At 54.2% G+C, this 14,484-nt stretch carries 12 protein-coding genes; 6 read left to right on the top strand and 6 right to left on the bottom strand.

Annotated elements, in window-relative coordinates:
- Positions 1 to 109 precede the first annotated feature (109 nt).
- Entirely contained in the window at positions 110 to 997 is an 888-nt protein-coding gene (locus ACYZTR_RS04695; RefSeq protein ID WP_461976842.1) for a hypothetical protein, read from the top strand.
- A 3-nt stretch (positions 998 to 1,000) separates the two neighbouring features.
- Here ACYZTR_RS04695 and ACYZTR_RS04690 read toward each other — a convergent pair whose 3' ends face one another.
- From ACYZTR_RS04690 to ACYZTR_RS04680, 3 genes are all read right to left on the bottom strand, one after another.
- Positions 1,001 to 1,423, bottom strand: a complete 423-nt coding sequence (locus tag ACYZTR_RS04690; RefSeq protein ID WP_461976840.1) for a hypothetical protein — start codon at positions 1,421 to 1,423, stop codon at positions 1,001 to 1,003.
- Positions 1,401 to 2,267, bottom strand: a complete 867-nt coding sequence (locus tag ACYZTR_RS04685; RefSeq protein WP_083350112.1) for a hypothetical protein — start codon at positions 2,265 to 2,267, stop codon at positions 1,401 to 1,403. The genes ACYZTR_RS04690 and ACYZTR_RS04685 overlap by 23 nt, the downstream gene beginning before the upstream one ends.
- Before the next feature lie 728 nt (positions 2,268 to 2,995).
- A complete protein-coding gene (locus ACYZTR_RS04680) occupies positions 2,996 to 3,286 on the bottom strand; it encodes a hypothetical protein (RefSeq protein WP_461976838.1) in 291 nt (96 codons plus the stop codon).
- Positions 3,287 to 3,527: 241 nt separating this feature from the next.
- Here ACYZTR_RS04680 and ACYZTR_RS04675 point away from each other — a divergent pair, with 241 nt between their 5' ends.
- The 5 genes from ACYZTR_RS04675 to ACYZTR_RS04655 are packed head-to-tail and all read left to right on the top strand — an operon-like array spanning position 3,528 to position 8,748.
- Complete coding sequence (locus ACYZTR_RS04675) at positions 3,528 to 4,394, top strand: GTPase (protein WP_461976836.1); 867 nt, start codon at positions 3,528 to 3,530, stop codon at positions 4,392 to 4,394.
- 15 nt (positions 4,395 to 4,409) lie between these two features.
- Positions 4,410 to 5,003 (top strand): hypothetical protein, encoded by a 594-nt coding sequence (locus tag ACYZTR_RS04670; protein ID WP_461976834.1) that lies wholly within the window; start codon positions 4,410 to 4,412, stop codon positions 5,001 to 5,003.
- 52 nt (positions 5,004 to 5,055) lie between these two features.
- The gene (locus tag ACYZTR_RS04665; RefSeq protein ID WP_461976832.1) at positions 5,056 to 6,774 is read left to right on the top strand and encodes a dynamin family protein; all 1,719 of its coding nucleotides are present in this window, start codon (positions 5,056 to 5,058) and stop codon (positions 6,772 to 6,774) included.
- Positions 6,771 to 8,405 carry a dynamin family protein gene (locus ACYZTR_RS04660; RefSeq protein WP_461976830.1) on the top strand — a complete coding sequence of 545 codons (1,635 nt, stop codon included), beginning with the start codon at positions 6,771 to 6,773 and terminating at the stop codon, positions 8,403 to 8,405. The genes ACYZTR_RS04665 and ACYZTR_RS04660 overlap by 4 nt, the downstream gene beginning before the upstream one ends.
- Complete coding sequence (locus tag ACYZTR_RS04655) at positions 8,398 to 8,748, top strand: YkgJ family cysteine cluster protein (protein WP_080290875.1); 351 nt, start codon at positions 8,398 to 8,400, stop codon at positions 8,746 to 8,748. The genes ACYZTR_RS04660 and ACYZTR_RS04655 overlap by 8 nt, the downstream gene beginning before the upstream one ends.
- Before the next feature lie 95 nt (positions 8,749 to 8,843).
- On the opposite strand, the gene ACYZTR_RS04650 is transcribed toward ACYZTR_RS04655, so the two are convergent.
- The 3 genes from ACYZTR_RS04650 to ACYZTR_RS04640 all read right to left on the bottom strand — a co-directional run bounded on the left by ACYZTR_RS04650 (position 8,844) and on the right by ACYZTR_RS04640 (position 14,465).
- Positions 8,844 to 9,611 carry a hypothetical protein gene (locus ACYZTR_RS04650; protein WP_229635663.1) on the bottom strand — a complete coding sequence of 256 codons (768 nt, stop codon included), beginning with the start codon at positions 9,609 to 9,611 and terminating at the stop codon, positions 8,844 to 8,846.
- A 106-nt stretch (positions 9,612 to 9,717) separates the two neighbouring features.
- The gene (locus ACYZTR_RS04645; protein WP_461976827.1) at positions 9,718 to 11,430 is read right to left on the bottom strand and encodes a LeoA/HP0731 family dynamin-like GTPase; all 1,713 of its coding nucleotides are present in this window, start codon (positions 11,428 to 11,430) and stop codon (positions 9,718 to 9,720) included.
- On the bottom strand, positions 11,430 to 14,465 hold the full coding sequence (locus ACYZTR_RS04640; protein WP_461976825.1) for a DUF726 domain-containing protein: 3,036 nt from the start codon (positions 14,463 to 14,465) through the stop codon (positions 11,430 to 11,432). The genes ACYZTR_RS04645 and ACYZTR_RS04640 overlap by 1 nt, the downstream gene beginning before the upstream one ends.
- Between the last annotated feature and the right edge of the window lie 19 nt (positions 14,466 to 14,484).

Here is a 14,484-nt window from a genome sequence, read left to right as displayed (position 1 = left end):
CAGCTGACCCTCAGATGCTTGAAATGGCTGCTGCCCGTGCCAAAGCCGCCCTTCGTGGCAACTCTGCTTCAATCGCTCGCCCACAACGATTCTCTGCGCTAAGCAACTGATGCCCGAAACGGTAAACGAAGACGCTCCGTTCGCCCTACTTGAACGTTCAGAGCTCTTCGCTTTCCTGCTCGATCTAATTCAGCGCGTCTACCGTCCCTCAATTCAATCAGCTGTCACCGATTACGGCCTTGTGATCGTTGGCGGGCAATCGCTTACGCTTTGGGCCCGGCAATACCTCATCGACGAAATGACAGGCGAGGATGTCGGATTCGTCACTAGCGATGACTTGGACTTTATCGGCAAGCCCAACTCTATTGATTATTGCGCCCAGATGATGGGCGTCCCTTTTCGCAAGGCGAAGATGGACGACAACACGATAAATATTGCCGCAGCGTACATTGATTGGGTTGACGGTAAAGAGGTTATCGTCGATATCCTGGAAATGGACAGCGTCGGGGGCGCGCCCAAAAAAGAGATTTTCAAATATTTATCCGTCCTGGATATCGAAGGTGTGCAGGTCGCCGTCATCGACCCCATCACATGTCTAAAGTCTCGCCTGTTCAATCTATTTGCTTACTGGCAGGATCGACCGCACCGGGAATCCGTGCGAGTGAAGATTGCACTGCGCGCTTCAAACCATTACCTGCGCGACCTGCTGGTACATGAGGGATATCGAGTCATATCGGAGCATATCCGTCGGATTAAGGCTTTAGCCCTGACACCGCTCGGAAAGCGTGTTTACGTGGAATATGGAATCGACGTGCTGGATGCTATCCCCTACGACCCGGCAATATTTCCAGCTGCCTACTTGGACCGGGAACGACCCAACATGCTTCGCCAAATTGGTGATGCGCGCCAACGAAAGTTAATTCAGTACCAACGATTCGCTTGTGGCCCTATTCACCCTAGCCATCATCAGCCCGCACCTGGACGCGATCCAAGATAAAAACTAAATTTTGACGCCCCCCTCAAGAATTCGAGCAGCAAGACCGTCTTTAAAATGAAAATAACTAGCCATTAAAAATAAAACCAGTTGCCCCCACCCAAGATATATTGTGGGCTGCGCCACCATCCCAAAATAAAATAGCAAAGACATTGCAACTAAGAAAAATCGCTTTGCCGAGTACAGCCCAAACTGCGTGTCATCCGCGGCGCGATGTTTAATTGCAGATCGAGACATTCTCACTGCAGTCTGGCCAAAAATAATACAGGACACTAACGACCAGTCAGGCGCTAGTAAGATTTCTTTCCAAGACGATGTATACAGTTTGATTGCCACAAGAAAGACAAAAGGCGTGACTATGAAGATGTACTCGGAAAAAAGCTCCGCCCACATCGTATTTCGTTTTTTAGAAGAGAGGTTTTGTTTCATGCTGTAATCCGACATCGCGGTGAATTTGCAAAACTCTTACGACTTTCGCACCCGAAATGAAGGGTTTACCTTTCCCCGGAGGCGGAGAGTAAATTTCAATTGAAACCTCAGCCTCCATAACGTCTCTGGGACCAATAGGTGCTATAGAGCCATCCTGGTACTGCTCAAGCCACGGCAAGTCAGTGATCTTGGCATTGTAGCGATTGTTCGTACTGGCGCTGAGCATAGCCCAAGCTCCTTTACCGATGTTGACTGGCGCTCTGACGTAAAGTTTATCCACGCAGCCTTTAGTTTCAGTCGTCCCTTGAAACATCTCTTTGGGATTCGCGTTAAAACGCCAGTGAGTATTGATAGCTGTGACATTTTCCGACTCAACGATGCTGGCCGAAGCGCTCTCCTCAGGAAGAAGCCTCTTATTTGCTTCTGACAATTTATTCAATGCGTGTGCAAAAGCTTTTCGATCAATTTTTGGGGCAAACATCTGTTCATCATTAAACTTAGCTAGTTCAGCTTCAACTCCTGACGCTAGCTGATCAACCTCTTCTTCAGTAGTGGTACTTTCGAGACCCGCTAGGTCTTCCGCTAATTTCATGCTTGATTCGAAAACAGCAGTCTCGAACCATCCCTTGAGGCGTCCAGGAACGGCCTTGAGCACACTAGCAACTGAACCAGTCTCGACATCTTCAAGCCGAAGAGCGAATTCTCCCTGCGCACCGAGGCTCCCGACCATGACTTGGCCTATCGCTTCGTAGGCCTCAATATAACTACTCATAGCCTGAAAAATTTCAGCTGGCCGTTGACGCTCCTTCAAAAAGTCAATTTTTATTCTCAGCGTCTCGTGCATTCCTAACTACTTCCTTGAAGATGGGCAAACGTCTACCAAATAGGCAGTACGGTCATGCGGGTCGGGCAGGATAACCTCTACCGCCGATAGTGGCAAAATGTCCCCACCAGCGTCAGGGAAGCTCAAATCTCGCATCACCCTTGCCGACTGCCCCAAGCCTAGGCACAACGAGTCGTCAAAAAATGAAATACTGTACATAAAAACAGTATCCATCATTTCAACCTCATCCGCAATGTGTGTCAGCCGGCGGGCTCCGAATGCGCTATGCAGAAACTACTAGAAAACATTAATGTGCGGGCTCGAGGCAGATGAGCCCCCAAAGAATGGGAGTGTTGATTAGACGGAGCTGCACCTCTTTCCGGATAGGCGGTATTCCAATTGGTATTCCAGAACGACAGAAAATAAATTTTATATTAATAATTTCAATAAGTTGAAATAACAGTTCAACTTACCCCGGTCCAAAGACGTCCTTGGACGTCTTTTTTTGTGTCTGCGATTCAACGAAATCAGAGATTCAAGGAATAGAGGGCTCATCATTCAACAACGCAATAGGCTCATCAGTTCGCGCCTCAGCGAGCCTTCGAGACACCCACCTTCTTGATGAAGGTTCGTGGCCAGCCGGAAGGATGTTTACCTTCGCCGAAGTAGTGCCGACGCCCTTTCACGCTCTGCGTCACTGTGGCTGAAGGAAGCCGAGATAATTCGCAACTCTTCAATGGATTTCGATTCTAAACGCCTAAGACGCTTTTCCAATACATCCGCTGCCATCCGGGTACTGGCATCGGACTCTCCCTCTGCAGATTTTGCGATGCGATGGAGAACATCATCTGGTTCGCTTTCAAACTGCTCCCGTCGTTCTCGCTGCTTTCCGATTTCCTCTCGCACTTTTTCAACAGCTGCAGTTGCAGCCGCAACAGCAATCGCGGACATGGCTTTTTTGCGTTCTCTACTGTCACGATTTCAACGATTTTTTCCTTGTTTTTCTGGATAGCTGCATCCAGCTTGTCGCGCCAGCCCATTGGTATCTCCTAAATCCGATTAGTGATCGTCCCTTAAGGGATCGGCGCTATTACTCAGATCTTTAGTCAGGAACCACCTTCCCCATCCTGTAATGTTGCGGATGTTGGGCCTTTTTTCCGAACGCCGGAAAAAGTCAAACTGCACAAACCATGTCGGTATGACATCATTGATCCGCAAGGTGAAGTCTTGTGGCGGGCAGATGTTCCGCTGGACCCGTAATGCGACAGGAGACGCAGATTGATGGATCAAGCACAACAGATCGAGGCACTGGAGGCGGAGTATCAGCAACTTGCCCGTCAGCGCTGTACTACCACCCCGACCAAGCCTCGCATTGCCACTTGGGGCCTGGTAAAAGCAGGGAAAAGCTCTCTGCTTAATATGCTGAGCGGGCATGCCATTGACCAGCATTTTCAAACAGGTGACATCCGCACCACCCGAACCAATCAAGCACTCGAGTTGAACGACTACGTGCTTATCGATACCCCGGGCCTGGGTATCGACGAAGATGATACCCAGCAGGCAAACGAAGGCCTGGAAAACGCTGATGTCGTGCTCTTTGTTCATGCCCCCCCAGGCGAATTGGACGAGGAGGAAGTAGCCCTGCTCGATCATCTGCGCAACACTTTTGGTGACGATGTTGGCGAACGCGTGGTGTTGGTGGTCAGCCAACTGGACAAGCTTCAGGACGCGGACCTGGCCGAGGTTCGGGAAACTATCGAACGTCAGGCCTTGATCCATCTCGGAACGGCGCCCGAGTGTTTCGTCATATCCAATACTCGTTTCAAAAGTGGTATTGAGAAAAACAAAGAAGGGCTATGCATCAAAAGCGGTATTCCTCCCTTGGCGCAACATCTGCAAACGCTTTCGAAAGGCCTCTCTCGCTCGCTGGAAGACGCCCGACAAAAGCGGCTTGCACGGCGTGCATTGGAACTATGCGAGCGTATAGACGCGCAAATCGTAAAGGAAACCAAGCTGATCGAGCGGGTAACCCAGCCGTATGTGGTGAAAGCCAAAGCCTTCGTTGAGCTCATAGACGGCGCTCGGCAAACCTTCAAAACCCATACGTCCGACATGCAGAAAGCTCGCACAAAACTTGAGAGCCTTTAAGTAAGGAGACTTGCAATGCCTCTTCCCTGGTTGATCGGTGCGGCAGCTGTCGCTGCCGTAACTGCCATTGTCAAAGCCGTTTCTGACGATAGCCCCTCCTCTTCGAGCAGCACGTCGACCTACGACGATAGCGCGCGGCGCCGGCAAGAGCAGGAAGCCAAGCGCCAACGCGAGCGCGAAAATCTCAAGGCCCGTGTCCAGGCGCTTGCACAAGAACGGCGTGAGCAGCTCAAGGCTCATCTCAGAGTAGCCGCCTCGGCGCTGGCGTCCCCGTCGGACCCGCACAATCCCGTGTCCCAAGGCTTGAGCAAAATGACCAAACTAACGCTCGAGGGGGTGACGGGCGATCAGCTCGAACAACGCATCCGCAGTACCGCGTCCTCTACGTCAAGTTATGGCAAGACCGTTAAATCCATTCTCCAGGCATCCCCAGCGCTGGAAAGTGGATGCGTCATTCAATTCATGCAAGGCGTGAACCTGCTCGAAACCGTGACGGCACCTGCCGATGCGGCTGCCAGTGATCAGGCAGCACTCGCCCAAACGCAGGACGCGCAGGCACGCATCGAGCGACTGCAGCTGCTGAAACGTCAACTTATCCCCCAGGAGTAATCGATCCATGAGCACTGTTACTCGCGATGAGTTGATGCACGTTTTTCATCAATTGCAGGGCCAGTTTTCCAGCCAGAAACAAAACCTTGCGGATGCTCAGCAGCGCTTTGATGAACTGCGCACGGGATTTGTAGAGAACATGCTTCAGCATACGGAACGCATGGTGTCCACGGTCAGCAAGGGGAACCCGCTCAAAGAGGGAGCGGCTCAGTTGGCCGGGCGCCTGACGGATCAATTCAGCGTATGGGAAGAACGCGCAAAAGTACGCTCGGCGGGGGCGCAATTTCGCGAAGACTACAACGACTCCCTGCTGGTATTTGTGTACGGCAAGGTCAAGTCGGGCAAAAGCTCACTGGGTAACTATGTGGCATGGGGGCACAGCGAACCTACCACCCAACTCAAAGACCAGGTCGCCCTTAAACCCGTTTACTTCTCCCATGAGCGTACTAACGTCGCCAGCGGCGACCAGGAAGGCGAGGCTTTCCGCTCAAAACAGTTCAGGGTCGGTGCCACGGAAGCCACCAGTTCGATCCAGGGGTTCAAGTTGCCGGGTATCACGTGGGTTGATTCGCCTGGATTGCATTCAACGAATGCTGCAAATGGAGACCTTGCGCGCCGGTATGTCGATCAGGCGGACTTGATCCTCTACACCATGAATTCGCAGGCCGTTGGGCGCAACTCCGATATGGGCGAAGTCAGTACCCTGCTGAGCGGCCAGCGCTCGCTGATGATTCTGCTGACCGGAAGCGATATCACCGAAGAAGATGAAGACGACGATGGGGAAGTCATCACCGAAGTGCTGATGAAATCCAAGGAAACTCAGCACATTCAAATCAATGAAGTCACCGGTAATCTGGTGGCGATGCAACACGATGCTGCCGAGAAAATCCGCATTCTGCCCATGTCTACCCGCTTCGCTGAACGGCACCCTTCGCACTTACAGGAAAGTGGACTGGGGACGCTGTTCCAGACACTCAAGAGCCTCTCTCAAAGCCAAGGCCTCAAGCTCAAACTGACCACCCCGCTGAACAACTTGCGCAAGGCCGTAGGCGAAACCAGCGTCGATCTGAGCCTCATCAAAGAACTGACCGAATCATTCGAGCGGCAAATCCAGGACCAGGAACAGTCGGTGGAGCGAGAGCTGCGGACATTGGGCCAGAAAGGTACTACCCAGCTACGCAGTTTCGTCAATGGGCTGTTTAACGGCCCCCGTCCTGCTGACGTGCAGGCATTGCTGCTTGAACAGTTGAGTAAGGTCCTCGGCGAACTGACCAGTGAAGCCATGAAAGCCATTGGTGAAACCCAGCAAAATGCGCTGCAACGTGCGTTCGATACAAGCCGGCTTGGCGCCATACCCGAGTACCGAGAAGTCACGGTCGAAAAGGAATACATGAGCGGCACCAGAAGTAGTACCAAAACGGCCTGGGGCACGGGAGGAGCCATTCTGGGTGGCACCATCGGCTTCTTCCTCGGAGGCCCCGCAGGCGCCGCTGCCGGGGCTTCGCTCGGCAGTGCTGCCAGCATGATCGGGCGAAGCGCCGAGGCCATCTTCGCAAAACACAACGTGGTCGTCGGCGACAACCTGGAAGAACAACGCCAGATTGCAATCGAACGGTATGCGAACGCTCTGCCGGCCTACCTGAACGAGCAGGTACGGGGCATCTACAACCCCCTTCGCGATTCCATGCTCGAATACTGCCAGGTACTGACCATCGAAATGGAGCGCCTGCGCCAGGCTCTCAACACCCTTGAAACGAGCACCGCGCAATGACACGACCAGGCCCGATGACACAGCTGCTGGCCCTCTATGACGATGTAGACGCTCTGTGTGAAACCTATAACCCAAACGCTGTCGCCAGCATTCGTCAATTGAGCCGGGCCAAAAAAGCCCAGGCCGGCGCAACCATCATGGTGTATGGCGTTTATAACGCCGGTAAAAGCACCTTGATTAACGCCCTGCTAGGCCAGGAACTGGCCGCTGTAGCCGACGTGCCCGAGACTGCGCGCGTTCAGGGTTATCGTTGGGGCGATTTCGAAGTGCTCGATACGCCCGGAATCGACGCGCCACTTGAGCATGAGGAAATCACTCGCGAACAGCTGATTCAGTCCGATGTCGTGATTTTCGTGGTCAACCCGCTAGGGGTCGTTGAGGAAGAGAAAACCCTCGATGTACTGCTGGAACTGGTCCTCGCGGGGAAGATGATCTTCCTGGTGCTCAACTGCAAAGACCGTTTCGACCCGATCGACCTGGCACGTATCAAGGACGAACTCCGTGAGCGCATTCAGCAGAAGGCCGGCACCCGGCAAGTGCTGGGCAATATCCCGATCGTCGAGGTAAACGCCCGCTCCGCGCTCAAAGCAAAACTTGAGAACAAGCAGAACCTGTTGAACAGTTCGGGTTTCCCGAAATTCGAAAGCGAGCTGGCGGCGTTCTTCGAATCGGTTAAACAAAAAGAAATCGTCGCGCGGGTCGCCACTGAGCTACGCAGTTTCATTGAAGCGACAGTAGACGAACTGGATAAACGGCAGGATCAGGCGTCGATAAAACTTCTCGACACCTTCTACGCAGAGATCGCTCGCCGCGAAATCGACATACGGCGAGGCTTGAAATCGTTGATCGAAGCCAAGGCCGCTTATATCAGCAAGAGCACAATCAGCGCTCTGAACCTGAACAGTGAGAGCGCTCAGGGCAAGATCGAGCTGCTCATCAGCCAGGCCAATCAACAGGTTTGCGCCGAGCTTGAAGATGCGCTCACACGCTTGGGCCTCGACGCCTCCGAAATGCTCGACGACGTCATCCGGGAAGTCCAGGTGCAGCCTCAGACCTTCAGTGGCCAGGCTACGCCGGATCTCGAAGCCGAAGCTGGAAACGGTGCCCAGGCCCCCTCATCGCCCGGTATTGATCTGACACTGCTCGAATCCGGCGTTCGCCAGGCGGGCAGCATGCTCAAAGCTGAACACGTGGTCAGCGTAATGAAAGTCGGCAAAGAGTGGTTACCCACACTGTTCAAGGGTATCGGCCCAGTCACGATGGGGAAGGTTGCCGAACAGATTATCGGCAAGGTCATTCCGGTGATCGGCATTGCCTTCCAGGTGGGGAGCGCACTGTATTCCGCTATTGCCGGCGACCCTGAGCAACAGCGCCTGAACGAGCAGGCCCAACGTGAAGCCCAGGAGCGCGAACGCCGCGAACAGGCCATTCGGGCTTTTGGTGAAGAGACCGCGTGGGAGTTCTCACGTGCACTGAACGCAATGGTTGAGACGCACTTGAAGTCCAGCTTCGCGGAGATCAAAGACAAACTGCATAACCTGCGTGGCAGCTTCGACCAGAATCAGCGCCGCCTGAGCGAGGATCGTGAGCGCCTGGTTCAATGCCTGGCCGCCATGGCTGAGTATGCCTGACACCCGTCAGGCATTTGCCTGCAGTCGGTGCATGGAATGCTGCCGCCGTGTTCATTTGCTCCCTGAAACCGCAGCGATGGACCGCGGCGACGGGGTGTGCCGACATCTGGATGAGGGGAATGCCGGGTGTCGAATCTATGACGAGCGGCCAGACGTTTGCCGAGTCGATCGCCAATTCGAACGCCACTATCGCCAAGCTATGACGTGGGAAACGTTTGTCAGGAAAAATGAGACCGGGTGTAAACAATTGCAGGCGCTCGCCAGCGGCGAAACAGCGCGAGCAACGCCTGCAATAGAGTCAGCTGTTACTGAGATTATCCATTGGGCGGATGGCAATGCTTGAGATTTCCCGGGCGAGACATCCCCATGCGACGCAACGGGGCTTCTTAACGAACCCCGCTGCTTCGGCCGAATCAAGCATGGCGACGGCTCGCGGCCTTACTTGCGCAGCAGTACATGCCTGAAACGCGCTTCCAGTGACGGTATTTCCAGCAGCACATCTTCGTCCTCCCAAACATCGTAAGAACGAACCATCTCGATATTGCCGGCCAGGAACTCCTCATCGAACGGAGCATCCTCATCGATATCCTCGAACAACGACGATGTGTATCCCTTTATCCACAATTTGCGTTTGTCGGCACTGATTACATAGCCAGAGGTGTACTCACCGCCCGCCAGGCGCACAGGTTCTGCAGAGCCTTTGCGGCCCAGGGCCGTGATTGCAATCACCAGGTGTGCCAGTTCATCCATGTCTGGGCATACGAACTCATGAAATGCAGGCCAAAACGCCATGTCCGCCTCCGATGCGCGCCACCCCTTCAGGTCATTGACCTCGCTCAGGTCCTCATAAGGGTGTGAATGGAACGTGCCGATCAGCTCCAGTTGCGGCCAATATTCGCCAAAGAAATCTCGCTTCATCGCGATGGATTCGAAATCGGGCCGTACCCAGTCGGAGTTCCTCAGCGCCGAGGTCTCAACCGTGGCAACGACCGCGACCAGGCGAGCAGGAAGGCCATTACGTACCGGTAACGCGTACCCCCACAACAAGCCGAACGTTTCAAGATTCTTGTTGCTTCGCCCGCGCGCATGAGCTCGGTGGGACACCTCGTAAGCTTCGATAGCTGAGGTAAGCAACTGCGGTAGAACATGATCCTCAATAATTACCTGTGTTCGCACTTCTTCCTCCCTGAGGGCTCCTGATGGCACGCAACGCTCCTTGAGCGCCCTGCCTATCATCCACGCCAATAATGGCAAATAGTCTTAAAAAGCGGGCAACAGCTTCAGCGCCCCTTTCCAGTACAGGTTTCACTGCTCACTGCACCCGATTCAGTACCTTGAACTGCTCATCGATGGCTTCTGCTTCAACACGCCAGGCCTGGAAGCGTTGCTGGCGTTCGCTGCTGTCTCTGAGGCTGTTTTGGAGCATGGCGACGCTGTCTTTCAGTTCCAGGTACTTGCCAAAGAATTGCTCTTTGAATTGCTCGGCGTTGATCAGAGCGATCAGCTCCTTGCGTTGTTTCTCGAAGTCTTCAACCATCTTCGCGATTGAGCTACGGAACGCCTCTTCCCGCTTGTATTGCTCCCAGCTGTCCCAGGCTTCAATGGCTACGCCGAGGAAGGCCAGCGCACCGTTGGCCCCTTTGGCGAAGGTCACTGCGCCCCAAGGCTTGAATTTAAGCAGTGAGCCAAGCTCCATACCCACCATCTTGCCAGCGCTGACGAGGGTGTCGCGCGCGGCCAGTACCGTGGCGTTGTTGATCACGTTACCTTTTAGAAGGTGATTAACGCCTTGTTTGCCAAATGCGCGGACATTGGTGTTGAAATGATTGATTTCGGTATCGAAGCCAAGCTGCATCTTCGCCACGTCAAGGGCGATGGACTCGGTCTGGCGGCTGAATTCGATCTGCAAACGCGTAGCCAGTACGATGCCTTCGGCGCCAATTTCGCGTTCGAAGAAGTCGCCAAAAGTCTCCAGGCTGCTGCCCTTGGCTTGCATGATCAGGTCAGTGAAATAGCGTTCTACGAAGGAACTCAAATTTCTGCGAACCGCTTCAATCCCAAGCCTGGTCTGTTCCAGCTGGTCTTCAGAGCGGCTTTTCAGCTCGCGTAACTTGCTCACTTCCTGCGAGATTTTCTGATCGTTTTCGATGGCAACCGGCAGTTGCTTGTTCAGCACATCACGAATCACGCTGTTGTGCATTTCGCCGGCCAATGCGGCACTGCCGCCGTTGTTCCGGATTTTGCTGGTGGTTGCCGATTGCAGGCTGGCGATATGGGATAGCGTTTTGAACTGTCCTGCATTGGCCAGCCAATGATCAAACCCCAAATCAAATGGATTGGCCGCCACTGCAACGATAGACAGCTGGGCAACTTCCGCGTCGTTCAATCCTACCAACTCGCGCAGACGCCCGGTGACATTGGTGCGTTTAACCGCCAGATTGACCTGATAGTCCTGCTCGTCTTCGACGTCGGCCACTTCATCGAAACGGCTGAGGACGAATACCGTGCGTGGCAGCAGGTCCAGGGTACGGAACAGCCACGCCAGATCGTCCTGGTGGCTTTCCTTGATCGGGTTGGTGGAGTTCATTACGTACAGCACCAAGTGGGCTTCGCTGACGTATTTCCTGGTGATGTCTTTGTACTTTTCGACGGCGTTGGTTTCGGCATTAACCTGTTCCTTGAAGCCGAACAGCCCCGGGGTGTCGATCAATACGAAGTCGTCACCCACTTCGTACACCTTTACCTCATTGGACGACTCCTGATGGCTGATTTTCATACTGGAAGCGTCAAGCTTTTCCATCCAGGCCGCAGCGATAGACGTCTTGCCTTCGGAGAAGCCACCAATCAACGCCACTTTGAGTTTTTCGCCGGCCACGCTGTCGATCGCGGTTAGAAGCTTGCTTTTCAACGCAGGGTCCACCGGTACGCCGACGGCTTCGCCTTGATCGAGGAACTTGAGCAATTTGCCGAGCAACGCTAGCGAGTGCGCCTGCTGTGCCTTGAAGGTATCGAGGGTATGTTCCATCACAGGGTTCCTGCATTGTCGATTTGGCGGGAAAGGGTGTTGAGATGATCGGTCGAATGGCCCAGTAGTTGTACCAGCCCGGCAGTCTGTTTGATGGGGGCTTCAAGTGCCTTGTCCAGCACGTCGATCTTTTTCTTCATATCCGCCAGGCATGATTTCAAACCGTCGTACAGCAAGGTGCGTAATTGACCGGCGGCTTCGCGCAGGTTGCTATCGACGGCGTCACGTTGCTGGGACTTCTTGTAGTCGGAACTGAACGCGCTCCTTACCGCCTTGTACGTGGATAAAACAAGGCCGGCAATCGCCGGCGCCAGTACCACCACGCCGGTTCCGCCAGTAAGGAATATCGCAGCAATGGTGCCGACCACGCCAATCAGCAAGCTGCCGACCTTGATGCCGTTGTCGACTTCTATCTTGAGATCAAACTGGGTATGCAGATTGGTTTTGCCGAGCGTGGCGTAAATGCCAGTCAATTCGCGGGCCTGTTCCTCAAAGCGGAACAGAATGTCCGCGGCCTCCTTCTGGAATCGCTCGACCTCTTTGGTAATGGCAACCGGTAGTTGACCACTCAACTTTTTTTGCTGGGCATCGATGGCGTTCCTGAAGGCTTGCTTGAATTCATCGTTGCTGATGTCGGTATCAACGCATTCATACATGACGCTTCGCACGTCGGAGACAAAGTGTTCGATCTCCGTTTCACCGGCCGTTTCCAGGCGTTTTTTCAAGGATGTGAAACTTCCCTTCAGTTGCACCTGGGCACTCTGGCCGTCCAGGCGGAGATTTTCCAGCAACTGGCTGAACCTGGCTTTCAGAGCGTCCAGAGCGGAGACCGTGTGGTCTACCGCGTCCTTGGCCTTATGAAAGTTGGCGCGACTGATCTTGGCTTCGCTGCCAGCAAGCAAATGGGCATTGAGCAGGTAGAGAAATCCGCGTAAGCGGGTTTTTTCCAGCAGTTCTTCCGGCTTGAAGTCTGCGAGCATCTTGCTGCGCCGTGTGGCGTTTTGCGAGTTCGGTGCAAAGTGCTCGGTGGAAGCCAAAAATGCTGGCAGCGCCGAGAGCGAGAACACATTGCGGTAGTGGCCGCCAAGCTGCATGCGCATCTTTTCGTTCAGTCCCTCCAGACTCGCGGCCTCGTCTTCGGAGATCAATGGACGGTCCGTAAGCGAGTGTTTGGGATTGGTGATTTTCTTGTTGAAAATCGTCCAGACCTCGGTTTGTGCGCCCAGATGCTCCTTGATTTTTTCCAGCGTGCCTTTACGTTGGTCGTCACCCGTTTGCGGCGGGGCTGCCTGATTGGTGACATACAGCACTGCGTGGGCCGTTTGCACGGCTTTCTCGATCTGGCTGACGACCAACCCCTCATTACCCTCAATACCGGGAACATCCAGCAAGGCGAAAGGCTGGTCGTTCAGTACCATGTCGTAGCGCTGGGTTTTGCGTGTGAAATCGGCACGGCCATCGCCAATGATTTCCCCATCGGCCAGGGTGTGCATTTTCTCCAGGAGGCTTTCACTCTCGAGCCGTTGTCCTGCGTGTTGTTGCACCAGGGCGTTTTTGCCCTGCTCTGCCTCACTGTGCTGCACACGCAAGGGTTCGATGGCGCTATCCCGTGCAGTCACCACATGGAGAAGCTGCTGCTCGGCAAGGACCAGTTGAGCTTCCTCAGGTAACTTCTTGAACAAACGAATCAGCTTCTGCCACAGCGACGCGGTTTCTTTGCGCTCGGCAATCAACGCCCGGAGGCCGGCAATGGCGTTCAAGGCTTCGCTGTGCAGCTGGTGATGGCGTTCAATCGTAGCTTGGAGCTGTTGGGCAAGTTCACCAAGCTTGACGTCGGCCTGGTCAATGGCCTGCTGCATGCGCTGAAGACTACCCTCGCCAAGCCTGTATTGCTTGTGCAGGTCGCGGAACGCCTGTTGATGAGTCAGTTTGGTGGGCTCTTGCAACAGAATGCGCAAGGTTTCAATCAGCGTTGACTTGCCGGCACCGGTTTCGCCGTACACCGCAATGGTGAACTTTTTCCACTCTGCATTTTCCTGCAGTGCCTCAAGCTGCGCCTGCAACCTGGTTTGCTGTTCTTTGAGCAGCTCGTGCGCGTTTTGTTGCGCCAGATTCAATGCAGGGTCGTTCGACGAGGTATTCAGCGACAGCGCGATTCGCGCCAGTTCATCCTTGATTCGCCGGTAAATGTCGTCAGGCGCGTTGAGTTCGAACGTCAAAGGGCCTACTTCCTGTAGCGGTGTCGGTGAGGGCTCGGGGGCGAAAGCGCTGGCCATCTCATCCAGAACCTCGAACTCCTGTTCTTGCGGGGCCGCCTTAAACCGTACATGGGTCAGCACCTGCGGTAGCTTTTTCCAGTAATCGCTGTGGCCGAAGTCGGTGATCTCGATGTTCTCGAAGTGCTCGGCCTTATTGCGACCCAGGCAAACCTCGCCGGCATTCATCAGTAGTGTCCAGTCTGATTTGGAGTAGGCGTTTATAAGCCGGCCATCGACCACACGAAGAACGCTCTGCGCCTCCTGCGGCTCGATGGTGGCAGCGGCCGCCATCAGCAACACATCATTGATCACAAGCCGATGGCCTCGCCCGGCGGAGAGTTTTTTCAGGCAACTGATAACAAGCCGTCCCCCGAGCGAGTGACCGATCAGGTTGATCGTATCGATGCCCTGGTGATGGTGGCGCAGGTGTTCGCTGAGTTGGTCGAGCAGCGACTCGCCCATTTCCTCGGCCCGCGTGCGTATTTGCCAGAAATGCGCGCCACGATCCACAGCAGCCACTGCTGCAGCTAACGGCAACGACACACCACTTGAAGTTTCGAGTAGCGATTTGGACCGGCGATTGAAACGGGCAAAGTGGCTAGACGGCCAGAAGGCGAAAATATTCGTATGGTGACGAATGGATTCAGGAATGCTCGCCAGCAAGGTTTGCCGATCTTCAACATTGTGGCCAGCGCTGTAACCGTGAATAAAGATATTCGCTTCGTTCGATCCGCGTCTTGCGTTTGGCAGGCTGGTGAATCTAAACAATTTGCTCATGGAGTTCTGTGTGTCCTTG

The sequence above is a fragment of the Pseudomonas sp. Hz4 genome (genome assembly GCF_054898165.1).
Note: the sequence above shows the minus strand (reverse complement) of the source record. Positions and strands in the feature narration are given on the sequence as shown.